Annotated in this window: 17 protein-coding genes; 5 read left to right on the top strand and 12 right to left on the bottom strand. The window is 75.5% G+C overall.

What is annotated here, in order from left to right; translation table 11 throughout:
- Positions 1-15 precede the first annotated feature (15 nt).
- On the top strand, positions 16-594 hold the full coding sequence (locus ACPXCB_RS22545; RefSeq protein ID WP_151455839.1) for a response regulator transcription factor: 579 nt from the start codon (positions 16-18) through the stop codon (positions 592-594).
- 24 nt (positions 595-618) lie between these two features.
- On the opposite strand, the gene ACPXCB_RS22540 is transcribed toward ACPXCB_RS22545, so the two are convergent.
- The 5 genes from ACPXCB_RS22540 to lanKC all read right to left on the bottom strand — a co-directional run bounded on the left by ACPXCB_RS22540 (position 619) and on the right by lanKC (position 7,175).
- Positions 619-2,457: an ATP-binding cassette domain-containing protein gene (locus ACPXCB_RS22540; protein ID WP_425877543.1), complete on the bottom strand. Its 1,839-nt coding sequence runs from the start codon at positions 2,455-2,457 to the stop codon at positions 619-621.
- Positions 2,454-4,184 (bottom strand): ATP-binding cassette domain-containing protein, encoded by a 1,731-nt coding sequence (locus ACPXCB_RS22535; protein WP_425877542.1) that lies wholly within the window; start codon positions 4,182-4,184, stop codon positions 2,454-2,456. Before ACPXCB_RS22535 ends, ACPXCB_RS22540 begins: the two co-directional genes overlap by 4 nt.
- A gap of 73 nt (positions 4,185-4,257) precedes the next feature.
- A complete protein-coding gene (locus ACPXCB_RS22530) occupies positions 4,258-4,386 on the bottom strand; it encodes a SapB/AmfS family lanthipeptide (protein ID WP_132237491.1) in 129 nt (42 codons plus the stop codon).
- A 62-nt stretch (positions 4,387-4,448) separates the two neighbouring features.
- Entirely contained in the window at positions 4,449-4,568 is a 120-nt protein-coding gene (locus tag ACPXCB_RS22525) for a SapB/AmfS family lanthipeptide (RefSeq protein WP_013734295.1), read from the bottom strand.
- 6 nt (positions 4,569-4,574) lie between these two features.
- Positions 4,575-7,175: a class III lanthionine synthetase LanKC gene (gene lanKC / locus ACPXCB_RS22520; RefSeq protein WP_425877541.1), complete on the bottom strand. Its 2,601-nt coding sequence runs from the start codon at positions 7,173-7,175 to the stop codon at positions 4,575-4,577.
- 245 nt (positions 7,176-7,420) lie between these two features.
- Between lanKC and ACPXCB_RS22515 the strand changes: the two genes are divergently transcribed.
- On the top strand, positions 7,421-8,353 hold the full coding sequence (locus tag ACPXCB_RS22515; RefSeq protein ID WP_425877540.1) for a diacylglycerol kinase: 933 nt from the start codon (positions 7,421-7,423) through the stop codon (positions 8,351-8,353).
- Between the two features lie 128 nt (positions 8,354-8,481).
- Here ACPXCB_RS22515 and ACPXCB_RS22510 read toward each other — a convergent pair whose 3' ends face one another.
- Positions 8,482-9,192 (bottom strand): TetR/AcrR family transcriptional regulator, encoded by a 711-nt coding sequence (locus ACPXCB_RS22510; RefSeq protein WP_425877539.1) that lies wholly within the window; start codon positions 9,190-9,192, stop codon positions 8,482-8,484.
- 60 nt (positions 9,193-9,252) lie between these two features.
- On the bottom strand, positions 9,253-10,026 hold the full coding sequence (locus ACPXCB_RS22505) for an HAD family hydrolase (RefSeq protein ID WP_425877538.1): 774 nt from the start codon (positions 10,024-10,026) through the stop codon (positions 9,253-9,255).
- Between the two features lie 86 nt (positions 10,027-10,112).
- On the opposite strand from ACPXCB_RS22505, the gene ACPXCB_RS22500 reads away from it, so the two are divergent.
- On the top strand, positions 10,113-12,905 hold the full coding sequence (locus ACPXCB_RS22500) for a DEAD/DEAH box helicase (protein ID WP_425877537.1): 2,793 nt from the start codon (positions 10,113-10,115) through the stop codon (positions 12,903-12,905).
- A 175-nt stretch (positions 12,906-13,080) separates the two neighbouring features.
- A complete protein-coding gene (locus ACPXCB_RS22495) occupies positions 13,081-14,730 on the top strand; it encodes an esterase/lipase family protein (RefSeq protein ID WP_425877536.1) in 1,650 nt (549 codons plus the stop codon).
- An 8-nt stretch (positions 14,731-14,738) separates the two neighbouring features.
- Here ACPXCB_RS22495 and ACPXCB_RS22490 read toward each other — a convergent pair whose 3' ends face one another.
- From ACPXCB_RS22490 to ACPXCB_RS22480, 3 genes are all read right to left on the bottom strand, one after another.
- Positions 14,739-15,200, bottom strand: coding sequence for a DUF7144 family membrane protein (locus tag ACPXCB_RS22490; protein ID WP_425877535.1), 462 nt, complete (start codon positions 15,198-15,200; stop codon positions 14,739-14,741).
- Between the two features lie 203 nt (positions 15,201-15,403).
- Entirely contained in the window at positions 15,404-16,324 is a 921-nt protein-coding gene (locus tag ACPXCB_RS22485) for a 5'-3' exonuclease (protein WP_425877534.1), read from the bottom strand.
- Positions 16,325-16,376: 52 nt separating this feature from the next.
- Positions 16,377-16,604 (bottom strand): hypothetical protein, encoded by a 228-nt coding sequence (locus ACPXCB_RS22480; RefSeq protein ID WP_425877533.1) that lies wholly within the window; start codon positions 16,602-16,604, stop codon positions 16,377-16,379.
- 113 nt (positions 16,605-16,717) lie between these two features.
- Here ACPXCB_RS22480 and ACPXCB_RS22475 point away from each other — a divergent pair, with 113 nt between their 5' ends.
- A complete protein-coding gene (locus ACPXCB_RS22475) occupies positions 16,718-17,794 on the top strand; it encodes a DUF4037 domain-containing protein (RefSeq protein ID WP_425877532.1) in 1,077 nt (358 codons plus the stop codon).
- 135 nt (positions 17,795-17,929) lie between these two features.
- On the opposite strand, the gene ACPXCB_RS22470 is transcribed toward ACPXCB_RS22475, so the two are convergent.
- Both ACPXCB_RS22470 and ACPXCB_RS22465 read right to left on the bottom strand, forming a co-directional pair.
- Positions 17,930-18,877: an alpha/beta fold hydrolase gene (locus ACPXCB_RS22470; RefSeq protein WP_425877531.1), complete on the bottom strand. Its 948-nt coding sequence runs from the start codon at positions 18,875-18,877 to the stop codon at positions 17,930-17,932.
- Complete coding sequence (locus ACPXCB_RS22465; protein WP_425877530.1) at positions 18,820-19,389, bottom strand: TetR/AcrR family transcriptional regulator; 570 nt, start codon at positions 19,387-19,389, stop codon at positions 18,820-18,822. The genes ACPXCB_RS22470 and ACPXCB_RS22465 overlap by 58 nt, the downstream gene beginning before the upstream one ends.
- Between the last annotated feature and the right edge of the window lie 81 nt (positions 19,390-19,470).

Raw genomic sequence — 19,470 nt, 5'->3', positions numbered from 1 at the left:
TCCGGAGGGTCAACGGTGATCCGTACCCTGCTCGCTCTCGACGGCGCCCTGGTCCGTGGCGCCCTGTCGCTCGTGCTCGCCGCCGAGGCGGACATCAGCGTGGTGGCGGAACTGGACCGGGGCGACGCCCTGCCACCGGCGGTCCGGACGCAGCGTCCCGACGTGGCGGTCGTGGACCTCGACCTCATCGGCGACACGGGCGTGGCGGGGCACTGCCCGTTGCTGGTGCTCGCCGACCGTCGCCGGGCGCGCAGCCTGCACCGGGTCTTCGTGCCGGGGCGCACCGTCGGGATCCTCGGCGCCGACGTCTCCCCGCACCGGGTGCTGGACGGCATCCGGCGGCTGGCCCGCCGTGAGTCGGTGGTCGACGCCGACCTGGTGATGGCGGCACTGAGCCGGGACAGCCCGCTCACCTCGCGGGAGACGGAGATCCTCGACCTGACCGCGGCCGGGGCGCCGGTCGTGGAGGTCGCCCGGGCGCTCGGGCTCGCCCCGGGAACCGTGCGCAACCACCTCGGCCGGATCGCCCGCAAGGCGGGCGCGCGCACGAGGGTGGAGGCGGTGCGGGTCGCCCGCGAGGCCGGCTGGATCTGACGACGGGCGCCGGCCCCGGGACCGTCAGGGCCGGCCGAGCGGCACGCGGTCCGGCGGCGTCACGTCCTCCCAGTGCCCGACCAGCTCGCGGTAGGTGGTCGAGCGGGTCAGCAGGTCGTCATGGCTGCCGACGAGCGGCCGGTCGCCGTCGAACACCAGCACCCGCCGGGCCCGGGTCGCCGAGCTGATCCGGTGCGCGATGACCACCAGGGTGCCGCCCCGGCGGGCGAAGGCGTGCTCGACGGTCGCCTCCAGGGGCGGGTCCAGGTGACACGTCGCCTCGTCGAGGATCACCAGCGGTGCCGGGGCGAGGTAGGCCCGGACCGCCGCGACGAGCTGACGCTCCCCGGCGGAGAGGGCGGCGGGGTCCAGTTCGGCGTCCAGGCCACCGAGGCGGGCCACCAGGGGACCGGCGCCGAGGGTGCGCACGGCGGCCAGGACCGTCGCGTCGTCGGCGTCGGCGTGCAGGTAGCGGAGGTTGTCGCCGACGGAACCGGTGCGCACGTACGCCTCCTGCGGCACCAGCACCCGCAGCCGGGCCAGTGCCTCCGGCGGTGTGCCGTCAACGGGTACGCCGGCCAGGTGGACCGTGCCCGACTCCGGTGCGGCCAGCCCGGCGACCAGCGCGGCCAGGGTGGACTTGCCGGCGCCGCTCGGCCCCACCACGGCCAGATGGTCGCCGGCCGCCACCGTCAGGGTGAGGTCCGCCAGGACGGGGCGGGCGTGCGGGCCGTACCGGAAGGTCAGCCCCCGCAGCGCGACCGCCGGCGGGCCGCCGACGGCGGCGGCCCACGGCGCGGGGCCGGCGGCGGCCGGTGAAGGACCCGCCGGGCCGGCGGCGACCGGGGGCGCCGGGACGGCGGCGGGGCGGGACGGCGGGGCGGTGGGCGGCCGGAGGTCGGGCCCCGGGGGCGGGCTGGTGCGCAGGATGCGGCCCAGGGTGACGGCGTAGCGCAGGCCGCCGCCACCGACGCCCTGCACGACCGCGTGCAGGGCGGGTTGCAGCCCGGTGGTGACGTAGACCAGCGCGCCCAGTACGGCGCCGGCGCTCAGCCCCTGGCGGACCAGCCACGGCGCGGCCAGCACCAGCACCACCACGGGCAGCCAGCCGCCCAGGCCGAGGCTGAGGCTGCGCAGCGCCGCCATCCGGGCCAGCGTCCGCTCCGCGTCGGCCTGCGCCGTGACCCGCCGGTCCACGTCGGACACCACGCGCTCCTGCGCGCCGCAGGCGACGACGTCGCGGTGCCCGGCCAGCGCCGACGCCGCCGAGCGGCCGAGCCGCTCGCCGGCGGTCACCTGGGCGCGCTGGTGCGCCACCATGGCCGGCAGCGACGCCCCGAACACGGCCAGCCCCACCACCAGCGGGGCGGCCACCGCACCGGCCAGCGGCGGGGCCAGGGCGAGCAGGCCGAGCAGCGCCGCGCCGGCGGTGAACAGGAACCCGCGGACCACCAGCAGCAGCCCGCCGAAGGTGTCCCGGACCACCTCGACCTGGTGGGTCAGCCGGGCCACGGTGGCGCTGTCCGCCCGGCCGCCGGCCCGGGTGGCGTCGTGCAGGGCCCCCCGCACCACCCGGGCGGCCAACTCGTCGCGGAACGGTTCCACCACGGCCCCGAGGCTGCGGTACACCTGTCCGGTGGCCGCCGCGCCCACCAGCACGGCCGCGGCGAGCCCGGCCAGCCAGGCCAGGCCGGTGCCGAACTCACCGGCCAGGAATCCCCGGTCGACGGCGCGGGCCACGAGCACCCCGCCGAGCAGCGCCGGCAGGGCCTCCACGGCGGACCAGGTGGCCAGCCGGCCCAGGGCGCGCCGGCGGGCCCGCAGTGCCGCCCAGGTGCTGCGGCGTACGCCGGGGCCGCTCATCGGGCGTCTCCGCCGGGCGTGAAGACCGCCCGGTAGGCCGGGTCGGCCCAGAGCTGCCGGTGCGGCGCCACGGCCCGCAGCCGCCCGCCGTCGAGCCACGCCACCAGGTCGGCCGCCGCCGCCGTCGTCGCGCGGTGGGTCACCACGAGTCGGGTACGCCCGCCGGCGCCGGCCGCCACCGCCCGGGCGATCCGGTGTTCGGTGGCGGTGTCCAGGCTGGACGTGGCGTCGTCGAGGACGAGCAGCCGCTCGGCGGGGAACGCGCGGGCCAGTCCGAGGCGCTGCGCCTCGCCGCCGGAGAGCGGCGCGTCCGTCAACCGGGTGCGGAAGCCCTCGGGCAGCCGGGCGACGACGTCGGCGACCTGCGCCGCCCGCGCCGCGGCCAGCACCGCCGGGGTGGCCGGGGCGGTGCTGGCGGGCGGTCGCGCCGAGCCGGTGGGCAGCCCGAGCCCGATCGCGTCGTGCACCGTCTCGCCGACCAGCACGGGCCGGTCGAAGGCGTGGCCGACGGCCCGGCGCAGCGCGGACGGGTCGAGCCGGCGCAGCGGCACCCCGTCCAGCAGCACCTCGCCGGTCTCCGGGTCGTGCAGGCGGCCGGCCACCGCGGCGAGGGTCGATTTGCCGGCGCCGGAGCGGCCGACGACGGCCACCGTGGCGCCCGCCGGGACGGTCAGGTCGATCCCGTCGAGGACCACCCGCCCGTCCTCGGCGCGTACGCCCACCCCGCGCAGCCGCAGTTCCCCCCGGCCGGGCGGCAGCGGCTCGGTGCCGTCGGGGCGTACGGGGTGGGCCAGCGGCTCGGCGATCCGGCCGGCAGCCGCGCGGGCGCGGACGAGGCGGTTCAGGGTGGCCAGCACCGCGCCCAGTCCGGCGCCGAGGGCCGCGTACTGCACGGCGGCGACGAGTTGGCCGGGGCTGAGCCAGCCGACGGTCAGCGCGTACCCGCCGACGGCCACGACGGCGACCTGGAGCAGCGGCCCCACGGCGGCGGTGCGGGCGCTCGCCCTGGCCAGCAGCCGCCAGCTGAGCAGCCCGTACCCGCGCAGCTCCGGCAGGGCCGCGAGCACCCGGTCGCGTTCCCGGTCGACGGTCGCGGCGGCGGCGATGGTGCGGGCGCCGCCGAGGGCCTCCAGCAGGCGCCCGGCGATGTCCCCCAGCACCCGCTGGTAGCCGGCGACGGCGGCGGAGGCGTCGGTGACGAAGGCGCGCATGAGCAGCGTGAGCAGGGCCAGCCCGCCGAGGAGGGTGACGCCGAGCAGCGGTTCGAGCAGGGTGAGCGCCACGACGCTGCCGATCGGGGGGAGCAGCGCGACGACGCCGAGCACCACGGCGGTGCCGGCCTGCCCGGCCTCGGCGGCCTGCCCGGCGAGCCGACCGACCAGGTCGCCCACCGGGTGGCGGCGGACGGTGCGGACGTCGCAGGCGAACAGGTGCCGCAGCAGGCGCCGGCGCAGCCGCGCCGTGGCCCGGGCCGCGCCGTACCCGCTGGCCACGTCGGCGAGGATGTCGGTGACCATGAGGACGGCGATCAGGCCGCAGGCGGCGGCCGGCCACCGGACGCCGCCGTCGCCGCCGACGGCGGCGTCGACCGCGAGCCCGAGCGCGGCGGGCAGGGCGAGTTCGGCCACGGCGCCGGTGAGCGCGACCGCGCCGAGCAGGACCGTCCACCCGCCGCCGTCGCGGACCACGCGCCGCAGCAGCCGGTCGGAGCCGGTCGGCGTCCCCATGGCTTCTCCCGCGAAAAGACGTGCGGCCCTGGGCGGACACGGCGTCCGCCCAGGGCCTCGCGTGATGACCTGGTCAGTTGCAGGTCGTGACGGACAGCGAGCTGTCGCCGCAGAGCAGCAGGCTCGCGCGGCTGCCACCGCCGGTGCGGTCGGCGGGGGCCATCTCCATGCCCTGAAGGTCGAGAAGCGCCATGTCGATCATCTCCTTCTGTACTGGTCGGTCGGATGGTCCTGCGCTGGATGTCGCCCGTGCGGGCGTCCGGCTCAGTTGCAGGTCGTGACGGACAGCGAGCTGTCGCCGCAGAGCAACAGGCTCGCCCGGCTGCCACCGCCCGTGCGGTCGGCGGGGGCCATCTCGAGGCCCTGGAGGTCCAGAAGCGCCATGTCGTGTCACCTCCTTCCGTGCTGGTCGGATGGGTCGGTCGCCCTCGCCGAGGCGAGGGAGTCGGGGGCGCCCGCCAGGGGCGCGAGGAACGGCAGGCGCACCGGGGCGTCGGGCCGCGCGGCGGCCAGCGCCAGCAGCACGCCGGCGGTGCCGGTGCCGAGGTCCATGGACAGCCGCAGCAGCTGCTCGCCCGGGAAGGCGGTGCCGTCGCGGTGGGGCAGGGCGTGCCAGGCCAGCCGGGCCACCTGGGCGTCGCGTTCGCGGCAGAGCCCCGGATCGTCGGGGTACGCCGCCAGGTAGGCGATGATGCCGGCTCGTCCGGCGAAGAGGCCGGACTGCGCGTAGAACGGTGACCGGGCGGCGCGACGTACGCCGGCGCTGGCCTCGGCGAACCGCTCGTCGGCGCGGTGCCGCAGGTACTCGTCGAGCACCAGCCCGATGCCGACGCTGCCCTGACCGAGGTAGGGCATGGTGCGCCAGCCCTCGTTGACCTCCAGCGCGCCGTCGGGGCGTACCACGCAGCGGCGCAGGTCCTGGCGCAGGGCCGTGGCGGCGTGGTCCAGCAGGGACTGCTCGCCGGTCAGCTCGTGCAGCCGCACCAGCAGCAGCGCAGGCCCGGTGCGGCCGCGCAGCAGCCCGGCGTACGGGTTGCGCCCGCCGCTGATGTCCGGCCCCGGGTCGTCGGCGAGCTGGTCGACCACCCGCTCGGCGGCCCGCCAGGCCGCGTCGCGCAGGGCCGTCTCGCCGGTGCGTCCGGCCAGCTCGGCCAGGTTGAGCGCGATGCCGGCGAGGCCGCCCGAGAGGCTGTGGTCCAGGCCGTCCAGCGGCTGGCGCAGGCAGATGTCGAGCACGTCGAGGGCGTCCTGCCGGCGGCCGAGCGCCTCCAGGGCGTACGCGACGCCGTGCAGGCCGTCGTAGAAGCCGCACCGGGTACCGGAGGCGGGTGCCGTGGCGTGGCGCACCAGCCACTGTTCGTGTTCCGGCCACCGTCCGGCGCCGCTGACGTGCAGGGCGTAGAGGACGCCGGCGGCGCCGTGGGCGAGGTTGAGCCCGCCGCTGCGGAACTGCTCGATGTCGCCGGGGAAGAGCCGGTCGTCGCGGTCGGGTGTCGCGCTGGCGAGGATCGCCCGGGCGAGCCGGTCCCGGTGGGCCGGCTCGACGTCGACGGTGAGGTCGGGTGCCCCTCCGGCGTCCGCCGGGGCCGCGCCGGTGATCTCCCGTACGGCGTCGTCGAGGAGTTCCCTCGGCACCGGGAAGTGCGCGGCGATCACGTCGGCGAGGTGCGCGGCCTTGTCCGGCCCGAGCCGGACGAGCTGAGTCAGCGGCAGGAACAGCGCCAGCCGCAGGCAGGCCAGGGCGTACCGGTCGACGGCGGGACCGGTGCGGTCCCGGGGCGCGGCGAAGCCCTGGTTGCGTAGTCCCGGCCGACGGTGGCCGTCGATCGGCGCGGCGACCTCGAAGTCGACAAGCGCGATCCGGTCGTCCGGGCGGACCATGACGTTGAACAGGTGCAGGTCGCCGTAGACCAGGCCGCGGTCGTGGATCGCCCTGACGACCTCCTCGACCTGCCGGTGCACGTCCAGCGCCCAGCGGGTGTAGTCGGCGCGGTCGGCGTCCGTGGCGTCGGCGTCGATCAGCGGGTACCGGTCGACCAGGACCTTGTTCAGCGGGCGGCCCTCGATGAACTCCAGCGCGAGGAACCGGTGCTCGCCGAGGGCGAACTCGTCGTGCACCCGGGGCACCTGCGGCAGGTCGGCCAGCCGGCGCAGCGCGTCGGCCTCCCGGGCCAGGCGGGCGACCGCGTCGGCGCCGTCGGCGTCGAGACCGGCGTGCGGCCGGGCCTCCTTCAGCACCAGCTGGTCGTCGGTCCGCACGTCCCGGCCGACGTAGAGGCCGCCGCCGTTGGAGAAGTGGATGACCTTCTCGATCCGGTACGGCACCTCGTTCGTGCTGGTGGCGTTGCGGGCGGCCAGGTGCGGGCCGAGGAAGTCGGGCAGCGTCACCCAGGACGGCACGTGGAACACCGGGTCGCGGCGGTCGGGCACCAGCGTGCCCGTCTCGTCCTCGATCGCCGGGACCACCTGGCCGTCGGGGGAGTGGCAGTACCGCGCGGCGAAGCCGCCGTAGCGTACGTGCACCGGGCCGGCGCCGTAACGCAGGTCGCTGAGGATGTACGGGCCGGGCTCGCCGGCGAGCAGCTCGTCGAGCTCCTTGCAGACCAGCTCCAGCTCCGCGTCGTCGCGGGGGTACACGGTGACGAACTTGCCGCTGGCCGCCCGGGAGGCGTACTTGGAGTTGCGCAGCAGCAGGGTGCGCGGGCCGCGGAGGAACTTGAAGGACAGTGCGCGCGGGACGCAGTAGTCCCAGACGGCGTCCAGCACCCGCTCCGCGTTGTCCAGCGTCGCCGACACGTGGATCTTCCAGCCCTGCTGGGGCAGCGTGCCGCCCTTGGGGGCGTAGATCAGCCAGTCGTCGAGCGGCTCGGAGCGCCAGCCCTCGGGGACGGGCCGCTGCGCCGCCGCGAAGGTGGGCTGCTCGACCGCGCTGCCGAGGGAGTCGTAGAAGAGCCGGTCGGCGGCGCAGTAGCTGTCGTAGCGCTCGTCCACCCTGACCACTCCCTCCGCTGTTCGGTCGGTGCCTGCGTCGTTCGGCCGAAGTCATCGCCCTGCTGACGGATATGAGTCTGTCCGTTCGGGCCATGGCGCTTCCAGTGCGTTCAGTCATGACGACGAATGCGTGCCGCACGGGTCGGCCGTGACAAATGTCAGTCGCGCCCGAGGTGCGCGGTGCTCCGCCGGCGGGTCGCCGGCCGCACGGTGGGCGGTGCCCCCGCCCGTCCCGGGGCGGTACGGTGCTCGCCGTGACCGCAGACGATCACCCCTCCGCCAGCGTCGGGCCCGTCGCCGTGCTGACCAACCCGACCGCTGGCCGGGGTCGGCATCGAGGGCTGCTGCCGCAGGTCCTGCACCGGCTCGCGGCCGCTGGCCGGCCCGTACTCCCGCTGCATGTGGGTACCGCCGACGAGGCCGAGGCGGCCTGCCGTGCGGCGGTGCGCGACGGGGCGTCGGCCCTGGTCGCGGTCGGCGGCGACGGGACCGTGCACCGCGCGGTGCAGGCGGTCGCCGGGACGGGGATTCCGTTCGGCCCGGTGCCCGCCGGGACCGGCAACGACTTCGCCGCCGACACCGGGTTCCCGGCCGATCCGCTCGCCGCCGTCGACGTGATCGCGGCGGCGCTGCGCGACGGCCGCAGCCGCCCGGTGGACCTGGCCCGGATGACGGGGGCCGACGGCACGAGCCGGTGGTACGGGGCGGTGCTCGCGGCCGGCTTCGACGCGATCGTCAACGAGCGCGCCAACCGGATGCGCTGGCCGAGCGGTCCGCGCCGCTACGACCTGGCGATCCTGGTGGAACTGGCCCGGCTGCGCCCGCGCCGCTACACCCTGCGCCTCGACGGGGTGCCGCACGAGGTGGACGCCGTGCTGGTGGCGGTGGGCAACTGCGCCAGCTACGGCGGCGGCATGCGGATCTGTCCGGACGCGGACCCGACCGACGGCCTGCTCGACGTGGTGGTGGGCGGTCGGTTCCACCGGCGCACCCTGATGCGGGTCAAGCCGCGCATCTACCGGGGCACCCACGTGACGCACCCGCTGGTGCGCAGCTACCGCGCCCGCACGGTCGAGTTGAGCGCGGAGGGCATCACCACGTACGCCGACGGCGAGCGCGCCCTGGCCCTCCCCCTGACCGTCACGGCCACCCCCGCCGCCCTCCACCTCCTCCACTGACGCCCGCCCGCCCTCCCTCTCACCCCGCCCTCCCGGCGTCGATCATGCAGTCGTGGCGCCCCGCACAAGCCGTGTATGCGCGCAGAACCGGCACCAGAAGTGCATGATCGACCCGTCGAGGGCGTGGGTTAGCGGGTTGTGTGGGTGATGCGGTCGAGCCATTCGGTTAGCAGGGTGCGTTCGGCGGGGGTGAAATCCGTGGTGAGGGTGTCGAGGGCGGCGCGCAGCGCCACCGCGTGCCGGACCGGACGGTCCGCCCGGGAGGTGGCCCGGGCGGCGGGGGAGTCGGTGACCAGGGCGGCGAGCACCGCCTCCCGGGTCCGGGTCGACAGGGCCGGGTCGCGCCCCGGCGGCGGGGTCCGGATCAGGGTGAGGGTGACCCCGCACGCGGTGGCGTGCAGCATCTCGGTCGCCTGGTCGACGCTCGTGCGCAGTCGACCCGCCTCGGCCACCCGGTGCACGAGCTGGCGCAGGATGTCGGCCGCCACCCGGGCCGCGGTCGGGGTCTCGCCGGGGCGGGGGTCGCCGTACATGAGGGCGTGGAACGCCGGGTTGGCCACGCCGAAGCCGACGTGCAGGTCCCAGCCCCGGCGCAGGTCGTCGACCGGGTCGTCGGCGAGGTCCCCGGCCGCCTGGGCGTGCAGGTACGCGGCGAACCCGTAGCTGGCCGCCGCGTCCAGCAGGCCGCGCATGTCGCCGAACTGACGGTAGATGGTGGGCGCCTGCACCCCCGCGGCCCGGCTGACCGCGCGGGTGGAGACGGCCTCCCGGCCGCCCTCGGCGAGCAGCGCGGCGGCGGCCCGGACGATCCGGTCCCGGGGCGACGTCTCGGTGATCATGGCAGCGACGATAACGCCTTCGCGTTAGCGCCAGGTGTTAACGGTGCTGTCGGCGCGCCGTTAGCGATGCTGCTCGACGCCGGCCAGGTCCAGCACGGCGCCCAGCCCGTTGGTGCGACCCGCATCGGCGGCCGGCAGCACCAGCACCGCGCACCCGGCCGCGACGGCCCCCGCGTCGGCCGGGGTGTCGCCCACCATCAGCGTCCGCTCCGGATCGACGCCGAGCATCCCGCAGGCGCGCAGGAAGATCCCCGGGTCCGGCTTGCAGCGCCCCACCTCGTACGAGAGCACGAACGCGTCGACCAGCCCGGCCAGCCCCCAGGCCTCGAAGTGCGGCCGGATGTCGAAGCCGATGTTGCTGACGACGGCCACCCGGACGCCCCCGGCCCGCAGCGCGCCCAGGGTCGCCGCGGTGTCCGGGTAGGGCACCCAGCCCTCGGGCACCAGCACCCGCTCGTAGAGCGCCTCCGCGAAGCCCTCGATGCCCGCGTCCACGGTCTCGGCCAGCCCGGTGTAGGCGCCCCGGTGGGCGTGCGGGTAGAGGTCCCGGTCGGCCCAGAGCTCGGCCAGCCGGGGCGGCACCCGGGTCGGCAGCGGCCCGCCCGCCCGGCCGGCGGTCAGCAGCCGGTCGGCCAGCGCGGTGGCCCGCATCCGCTCCAGGGTCACCCCGCAGGCGGCGGCGGCCGCGAGCACCCAGTCCCGGGGCTCCTCCACCTGGGCCAGGGTGCCGTGGAAGTCGAGCAGGACCGCCTCCACCGGCCGGCGGGACGGACCCGGGCGGACGGCGTCGTCGGCGCCGCGCGGGGCGTGGGGCGGTTCGGCATGATCCGGCACGTCGTGCACCCTACCGACCGCCCCCGACCCCCCTGCCGGTTGGCCTTGTCCGGTGGCTGTCGGCGGCACGCATTAATCTTGGAGGCATGTCGAGCCCCGCCGAGCGGTACGCCGCGGCGCGCCGCCGGGCCGCGCAGGCCTCACAGTTCCCGGCACTGGACGAGTTCGCCCTCGATCTGGGGTTCGACCTCGACGACTTCCAGCGGGAGGCGTGCCAGGCTCTGGAACGGGGCAGCGGCGTCCTGGTCTGCGCCCCGACCGGCGCCGGCAAGACGGTGGTCGGCGAGTTCGCCGTACACCTGGCGCTGCGTGGCACGCCGACGCCCGCGGCCGGCGACGGGGCCCCGCCCCGCCGGCGCAAGTGCTTCTACACCACCCCGATCAAGGCACTCTCGAACCAGAAGTACCACGACCTGGTCGACCGCTACGGCGCCGAGCAGGTCGGGCTGCTCACCGGCGACAACGCCATCAACGGCGACGCCCCGGTGGTGGTGATGACCACCGAGGTGCTGCGCAACATGCTCTACGCCGGCTCGGCCACCCTCGACGGCCTGGCCTACGTGGTGATGGACGAGGTGCACTACCTCGCCGACCGGTTCCGCGGCGGGGTGTGGGAAGAGGTGATCATCCACCTGCCCGCCTCGGTCACCCTGGTCTCCCTGTCGGCCACCGTGTCCAACGCCGAGGAGTTCGCCGACTGGCTGGTCACCGTGCGCGGCGAGACGGCCGTGGTGGTCAGCGAGCACCGCCCGGTGCCGCTGTGGCAGCACATGCTGGTCGGCAAGCGGATGTTCGACCTGTTCCACGACGCCGACGCCGCCCGCAAGCACGACGTGCACCCCGAGCTGCTGCGCTACACCCGCGACACCATGCGCCGGCTGGAGCTCGGCGAGGGGCGCAGCGCCGGACCCGGCGGCGGCCGGCGCGGGCCCCGCTGGCGCGGCCCGATGCGCCCCGACATCGTCGACCGGCTCGACCGGGAGGGGCTGCTGCCGGCGATCCTGTTCATCTTCAGCCGCGCCGGCTGCGCCGCCGCCGTGCAGCAGTGCCTCGCCGCGGGCCTGCGGCTCACCTCCCCCGAGGAACGGGCCGAGATCCGCCGCGTCGTCGAGTCGCGGGTCACCGCCATCCCCGGCGAGGACCTGACCGTCCTCGGCTACTGGGAGTGGCTCGACGGCCTCGAACGCGGCCTGGCCGCCCACCACGCCGGCATGCTGCCGGTGTTCAAGGAGGTCGTCGAGGAGCTCTTCGTCCGGGGCCTGGTCAAGGCGGTCTTCGCCACCGAGACGCTGGCCCTGGGCATCAACATGCCGGCCCGCTGCGTCGTGCTGGAACGCCTGGTGAAGTACAACGGCGAGGCGCACGTCGACCTGACGCCGGGGGAGTACACCCAGCTCACGGGCCGTGCCGGCCGGCGGGGCATCGACGTCGAGGGGCACGCCGTCGTCGTCTGGTCCCCGGAGACCGACCCCCGGCACGTGGCCGGTCTCGCCTCCACCCGCACGTACCCGCTGCGGTCCAGCTTCCGGCCGTCGTACAACATGGCGGTCAACCTGGTCGGCACGGTCGGTGCCGACCCGGCCCGCGCGCTGCTGGAGTCCTCGTTCGCCCAGTTCCAGGCGGACCGCTCGGTGGTCGGCCTGGCCCGCCAGGTGCAGCGCAACACCGAGACCATCGAGGCGTACGGCGCGGAGGCGGCCTGCCACCACGGCGACTTCGACGAGTACTTCGCGCTGCGGGTGGCGATCGGCGAGCGGGAGCGGGCCATCGCGCGGCAGGGGCAGAGCCAGCGCAAGGCCGCCGCGGTGGCCTCGCTGGAGCGGCTGCGGATCGGCGACGTGATCCGGGTGCCGTCGGGCCGGCGGGCCGGCCTGGCCGTCGTGCTCGACCCGGCCACCGGCGGCTTCGGCGAGCCCCGGCCGCTGGTGCTGACCCAGGACCGCTGGGCGGGCCGGGTCAGCCCCGGGGACTTCACCACCCCCGCCGAGGTGCTGGCGCGCATCCGGGTGCCGAAGCACTTCAACCACCGGTCCCCGGCGGCCCGCCGCGATCTGGCCGCCGAGGTCAGCGGCACCGGGCTGGACCGGCACGCCGGCCGCCGGGGCGGCCGGTCCCGGCAGGCCGTCGGCGAGGACCACCAGCTCAGCCAGCTCCGCACCGAACTGCGCCGGCATCCCTGCCACGCCTGCCCGGACCGTGAGGAGCACGCCCGCTGGGCGGAGCGGCGCCGCCGCCTGGAGAACGACACCGAGGAGCTGCGGCAGCGGGTGGCCGGCCGGACCGGTTCGCTGGCCCGCACGTTCGACCGGATCGTGGCGCTACTCACCGCCCGGGGCTACCTGGCGCCCGACGGTGCGGTGACCGACGCCGGCCGGATGCTCGGCCGGATCTGGACCGAGGCGGACCTGCTGGTCGCCGAGTGCCTGCGGCGTGGGGTGTGGGACGGGCTCTCCCCGGCCGAACTGGCGGCGGCGGTCTCGGTGGTGGTCTTCGAGGCCCGCCGCGACGTCGACGAGCGGGCGTCGCTGCCGCGCGGCCCCGTGGCCGAGGCGGTCGACGAGACGCTCAAGCTGTGGAGCGAGATCGAGGCCGACGAGGCGGCCCGGGGCCTCACCGTCACCCGCGAGCCCGACCTCGGCTTCGCCTGGCCGGTCTACCGCTGGGCCCGGGGCGAGGCGCTCGCGAAGGTCCTCGGCAGCGGCCACGAGATCGACGGCGAGATGCCGGCCGGCGACTTCGTCCGCTGGGCGCGGCAGGTGGTCGACCTGCTCGGCCAGCTCGCCGACTCCGGCGGCGCCTCGGCGGAGCTCAGGTCCACCGCCCGGCAGGCGATCGGCGCCGTGAACCGGGGGGTGCTGGCCTACCACACCCCGGCCTGACCCACCCGCCGTGCGGCGCGTCGACCCGCCACCCCGATGAGCGCGCCGCCGCCGACCACGAGGTGATGTCGGCCGGATCGAGGTCGTGGGAGCGGTTGATTTTTGGCATGCGGCTCATCCGCCAGCCGGAACCAGGGAGAGTCGGCGCAGAGGCTCGCGTGTCGAAGGAGGACTCGTGCGACCGACCCACCGGCTGCTGGCGCTGCTCGGGCTCGCCGCGGCGGTGCCCCTCGCCGAGGCCGTCATCCTTGTCCGGATCCCGTTCCGCAATGCGGAGGGTCTGATACCACAAAGCTCTGCGGTCTGGCCGTACGACTCGTACCACGACATGCGCTGGCTACTGGTCTACCACAACTCCTGGCTGATGTTCGGGCTCCTCCTGCTGGGCGCGATCGTGCTGCGGGGGCTCTACTCCGCGGCCCTGGTCGGCCTGGCCTGGCCGGCAGGCGTACGGCGACCGTCGTACCGGGCGTTGGCGCGGCGCAACCTCGAAGTCGCGGCGTTCACGGCGGTCCTCGTCCTACCGTTCGCCGCGTATGCGGTCGCCGCGTCGGTGGTGTCGCTGTCCTGGTTCCTGTTCGCCTCGCTGGGCCCCATGATCATCCTCGCCCCCTTCCTGCAGCGGATGGCCGTGGGCCGGGGCCTGTGGCGGGGACTGCCTTCGGCCGAGCTCGTCGGCTGGTCGCTGCTCGACTTCGTGGTGATCTCGGTGGCCGGTGGCGCGGTGTGGCAGGTTCCCGCGCTGATGACGCCGCTCGTCGCCGCGGTCGCGGGCGCGGTCAACGGCCTGCTGTGGAACCTGACGGTGCGGGCGGCCGTGCTGCAGCCGCGGGTACGGTGGCGGCGGGTGCCGGTGGTGCCGATCGCTGTGGTGCTCGCGCTGGCCACTCCGCTGGTGTCGCAGGTGATCACCTCGCCCCGCCACGACAGGAACACCTTCGTCCCGCCAGCCCTCGACCGGCCGCTGCCCGCAAGGGTGCGCTACGCGGTGATCCTGCTGGCCGGGCACGAATCCGCGTACGACGGCCGCCCGTTGGGGGACCCGGCGGCCGAGTTGTTCTCATACGCTGGCCTGGACGCGGATGGCCGCCCGCTGCCGTACCGGCGGTATGACACCCACCGGTCGGTGAACTCCAGCGCCGAACTGCTCGCCGCGCAGGTGGACGCGCTGCATCGGCGGACCGGCAGGCCCATCGCCCTGGTCGGCCGAAGTGAGGGGGCGATGGTGGCCCGGCGCTACCTCGGCGATCGGCCGGACCCGCGGGTGCAGGCACTGGCGATGTTCAGCCCGCTGGTCCGCGCCGGACGCGCGTACTACCCACCCCCGGACGCCAGCACCGGCTGGGGTCTGGCCGCCGGCTGGCTGCTGCGGGGGATGTTCGCTGTCACGCAGGTGGGCAGGACAGCCGCCACCACGCCGGACGAGCCGTTCATCCGTTCACTGATGGACGAAGACGGGCCCTTCTTCCGCCTGCACATGATGTGTCCCGTCCCGGGGGTCCGGGCGATCGCCTTCCTGCCGACGGTCACCGCGTCCGAGGCGCCACCGGACCCGTACATCCGCATCCCGACGGTCGAGGCACCGTCCTTCCACGGGGGGCTCATCGGTCGCCCGGTCATCGAGGACCAGTTGATCAATTTTCTCGCCGGCGAGGATGTCAACGCCCGGCGCCGGGAGTACGGCCTCCTGGAGCGGCTGGGTGCGGCCTGGCACGCACCCAACCTGGCGCTGCGCATCAACCCGGTCTGGGAACCCACCGTGCCGTCCGGCACGCCGGCCTTCTCGACGGAACTCTACTGCCGTCCGCTGCGGCAACCAGACTGACAGCCAGTTCAGACCCGCGAAGCGGGGGTCCGGCTCGCCGCGCGCAGCTGCCCGGCGAGCAACCAGATGGCCACGGCGGCGAGCGTCGCCGTCATCCAGACCGCCAGCGGACGGTACGGCAGCAGCAGGATGCCGAGCCCGATGCCCACCGTTGCGGTGACGACCGCCGCGACGGTGGTGGCGCGCCGGTCGACGAGCACCGCCAGCCCGGCCACGGCGGTCGCCACCCCGCCGACCAGTCGGACCCAGCCCCAGCTGGTGATGTCGAGGTGGAACATCTCCGTGCTGGCGATGTCGACGTACGGCTCGAGCGGAACGATGGCGAGCCCGGTGAGGAAGTCGATCCCCCCCGCCGCGCCCAACAGCACCGCCGCCAGGTAGCGCCGGCTCCGTCGCTCGCTGTCCGGCCCGATGCAGTCCGGAGCTGGCCCGTCTCCCGGCACGCTTCCTCCGCCCGTCGTCTCCGCCACCGTGCAGCCCGTACCCGAGCCGCCGCAGGGGATTCCACCAGGCTATCGAGGCTCGCCCTGCCCCGCCGCCGGTAGCGGAGCCGGTTGGCTCAGGGGCGGACCGGGGAGTTCTCCGGGGCCTCGCGCCACTGGCCGCGACGCGCGGCGGTGAGTACCGCCACCCTGACCCGGCCCGCCGTGCGGGAGGGCCGCGCGGACGTGGGTCAGGCGCGCTGCGCGAGGGCGTCGACCAGGCGGCGTGCCGAGCCCGCGAGGTTCCACTCGCCGGCCAGCTCCAGCAGCCGGTCGGGGTCGGCGGGCGCGGTCGGCAACTCGGTGGCCAGCTCGGGCAGCGGCACGTCGAGGGCGACCCGGACCACCTGCGGCGCGACGGCCAGGTAGTCACGCGCGGCGGAGAGCTTGGTGCGCAGCCCGGGGGCGAAGCCGGAGTCGGGCTCGTCCAGGGCGGCCAGGATGCCCGCGATGTCGCCGTAGCGCTCGACGAGCCGGGCGGCCGTCTTCTCGCCCACGCCCGCCACCCCGGGCAGCCCGTCGCTGGGGTCGCCCCGCAGGGCGGCGAAGTCGGCGTAGCGGTCGGCCGGCACCCCGTAGCGGGCGCGCACCGCGGCGTCGTCGCAGTCGTCCAGCTTGGCCACGCCCCGCCCGACGTAGAGCAGCCGCACGGGGCGTGCGTCGTCGACGAGTTGGAACAGGTCCCGGTCGCCGGAGACCACCTCGACCGGCGCCGGCTGGGTCACCGAGAGGGTGCCGAGCACGTCGTCGGCCTCGTAGCCGGTCGCGCCGACGTGGGCGATCCCGACGGCGTCGAGCACCTCCAGGATCAGCGGGACCTGCGGGCTGAGCGTGTCGGGCACCACCTCGCCGCCCTCGGGGGCCACCCGGTGCGCCTTGTAGGACGGCAGCAGCGCCACCCGCCAGTCGGGCCGCCAGTCGTGGTCCATCGCGCAGACCATCCGGTCGGGCCGGCGGGTGCGGATCAGGCTCGCCAGCATGTCGAGGAAGCCACGCACCGCGTTGACGGGGCTGCCGTCGGCGGCCCGGGCCGCCGACTCGGGAATGCCGAAGTAGGCCCGGAAGTAGAGACTGGGCGCGTCGATGAGCAGGATCGGGGGTCGCTGTGCCACGCCCGACAGCCTGGCACACCCCACCGACGATCAGGGGGCGCGGCGCGGCGGGTCAGGGACGTTCGTGGTCGCGGTACAGCGTCTCGCGGCGGGCCACGTACTGCAGGCCGTAGCTGGCGAGCAGCAGCACGATCGCGACCGACACCTCGAGCCAGGCCGCCGTGCCGTGGGCGACGGTCACCCCGACGGCCAGCAGCACCAGACCCGCGACGGCGAGGATGCCCGCCCAGAGCAGCCGGCGGCGTCGGGTCGCGGCGCGCTCCCGGTCCGTCGCTGCCACGGCGGTCGGTCCTCTCCGTCGGCGACCCGTCCGCGCCCAGCCTATCGGCGCGTACGGCCGCCGGCGGCGGAACCGGGCTGCGGGCCCGCCGCTCCGCGCGCAGACTTGCCGGTGTGACGTTCGTTGCGGGCCTGATGCTCGGCCGCCGGTTCCACGACGAGGTGCTCGCCCCGATCCTGCGTCGACGCTTCCCCGACCTGCGGTACGCGGCCGGGCTGCTCGACGGCGGCTCGGAGCTGCTCGGCCTGGACACCCCGCGCTCCACCGACCACGACTGGGGGCCGCGCGGGCAGCTCTTCGTCGGCGCGGCCGACGCGGCCCGGATCCCGCACCTGCGCGCGGCGCTGGACGCCGACCTGCCGGCGGAGTTCCTCGGCTGGCCCACCCGATTCACCGGGGAGGGCCGGCTGGGGGTCGCCGACCGGGCGGGCAGCCGCCACGGCGTCACGATCGACGAGCCGGGCGGCTGGTGGCGCGAGCGGCTGGGCTTCGACCCCGCTGCCGGCGTCAGCACGGCGGACTGGCTGGCCACGCCGACGCAGCGGCTGGCCGAGGTGACCGGCGGCGAGGTGTTCCACGACGGCCTCGACGGCGCGCTGACCGGGGCCCGGGCGGCGCTGGCGTGGTACCCGGACGACGTGTGGCGGCACGTGCTCGCCGCCGCGTGGACCCGCGTCGCCCAGGCCGAACACCTGCCCGGCCGGTGCGCCGAGACCGGCGACGATCTCGGCAGCCGGGTGGTCACCGCCGGGCTGGCCCGGGACCTGATGCGGCTCGGCCTGCTGCTGCACCGCCGCTGGCCCCCGTACGACAAGTGGCTGGGCACGTTGTTCGCCCGGCTGCCCGACGCGGCGCCCCTGGTCGCGGCCCTGGCCGACGCGCTCGGCCCGGGCGACTGGCGCAGGCGGGAGGACGGGCTGGTCCGGGCGCTGGAGGCCCTCGCCGCCCGGACCGACGACACCGGCCTGGCGGCCCCGGTGCGCGCCCGGTCCCGGCCCTTCCACCGGCGGCCGTTCCTGGTCCTGGACGCCGGTCGGATCGCCGGCGCGCTGCGGGCCGCCATCACCGACCCGGTGCTGCGCGGGCGTCCGCCCCTCGGCGCGGTCGACCAGTACGTCGACAACGTGGACGTGTTGACCCACGCGCACCGGGTCCGCCGGCTCGCCGCCGCGCTGGACACGCCGGACTGAGGTGGCTCCGCCCGTGGCGGGCCCCCGGTGCCGGTGTGCCGACCCGGCCGGTGGCGGTATCCACCTGCCACATCGATCCACCTCCGACCAGCGGCGACAACCTCCCTGGCGAGCACAGGGCGGAACGCCCCGCGGTCAGTGTGCCGCGAGCAGCGCCCTGAACGCGCCGGCGAACTGGGCGGGGCGTTCGACGGGCCCGAGATGGCCGCCGGGAAACTCGGTCAGGGGAAGTCCGAGCCCGGTGGCGAGGGCGGCGGCGGCCCGGTAGGGAAGCTGGCCCCGGGAGTCGATGCCGGCGATGGGGACCAGGCGCGAACTCACCGCGCGGAGTGCGGCCAGGTCGACCTCACGGGTGGTGAACGGGATCAGGATGTGCTCCAGGAACAGCGGTTGGAAGTCGCCGAGCACAGTAAACAGCTCCAGTAGTTCCGGGGTGGGCGGTTCGGGCAGGGCCTCGGCGTAGCCGTCGAGCCAGTCGCCGAGGTGGCGCAGGTCCGGGGAGTTCGTGCTGGGCTCAGGGGCCGTCATGGTCTCCGCCATGAGCCGACCCGCTTCGTCCATCCCGTCGGTACGCGCAGCCATGCGGACCGCTTCGAGCGCGCTTCGGTGGCGTCTGGCGTCCGGCAGCAGGCCGAGCAGCGGGGGCTCGTGGACGACCGCGAGGCGGAGCCGGTCGGGGTGGCGGGCCAGCAGCTCAAGGGTGGTGATGGCGCTGGCGCTGAAGGCGAACACGGTCGGCGGCTCGTCGAAGAGCCTGTCGATCAGGCCGAGGGTGTCCTCGGCGTAGATGTTCGGGTGCTGGTCGCCGTGCTCGGTGCCCGGCGGCGCCGAGACCAGGCGGCTGGACATGGCGACGACGCGGTAGTGGTCGGCCAGGTGCGCGGCGAGCCCGTCGAGGACGCCGGCGTGGCCGGCGCCGCCGGGCAGGAGCAGCAGCGGGGGGCCGTTACCGCAGTCGCGGTAGTCGATGGGAGTGCCGTCGAGGGTGAGCGTTGCGGTGCGGATGGCTTTCTCCTGTCGGCTTTCTAGATCTTCGACCAGTTGGCCAGGGTGTGGTGGAGCGTGTCGACCGCCCGCCGCCATGAGGTGTCGACGCTGTGGTTGGCGGTGAAGCCGCCGGTGGCCTCCAGGTCGCTGAAGCCGTGCAGGGTGCTGCGCAGTAACCGGACCGCATCGGTGGCGTCGGGTTCCGAGAGGTCGTAGCCGCGCAGCAGCGCGTAGCAGACCTCGACGATGCGAGCCACCCCCGCCGATGCGGCGAGCCCTTCGGACGGCATCGGGTGCCGGGTGGCCGCATAGCGGCCCGGATGCCCGGTCGCCAGAGCCCGGTAGGTGTCGGCGAAGGCGACCAGGGCGTCGTGACGGGAGCGTCCCGCCACGGCCGAGCCCAGCGCGTCGGCCCATTCGTTGAGCGCGAGCAGCGCGACCCGCTCCCGCAGGTGGGCGAGGCCCCGGATGTGGGTGTAGAGGCTGGCGTCGCGGACGCCGAAGCGCTTCGCGAGCGCCGCCAGCGTCAGATTCTCGAAGCCGATCTCGTCGGCGAGGTCCGCGGCGGCGGACACCAGGGCGTCCGGAGTGATCCTCGCACGCGGCACAATGTTTCCTAATCTTCCTAGGGAATACCCTAATATACACAGGATCGGGTCGGGCGCGGCCGTTCCCCAGGGCCGGAAAAC

Source organism: Micromonospora sp. DT62 (assembly GCF_049847285.1).
In the GTDB taxonomy this organism is placed as follows: domain Bacteria; phylum Actinomycetota; class Actinomycetes; order Mycobacteriales; family Micromonosporaceae; genus Micromonospora; species Micromonospora reichwaldensis.
This window is presented reverse-complemented; position numbering and strand designations above follow the sequence as displayed.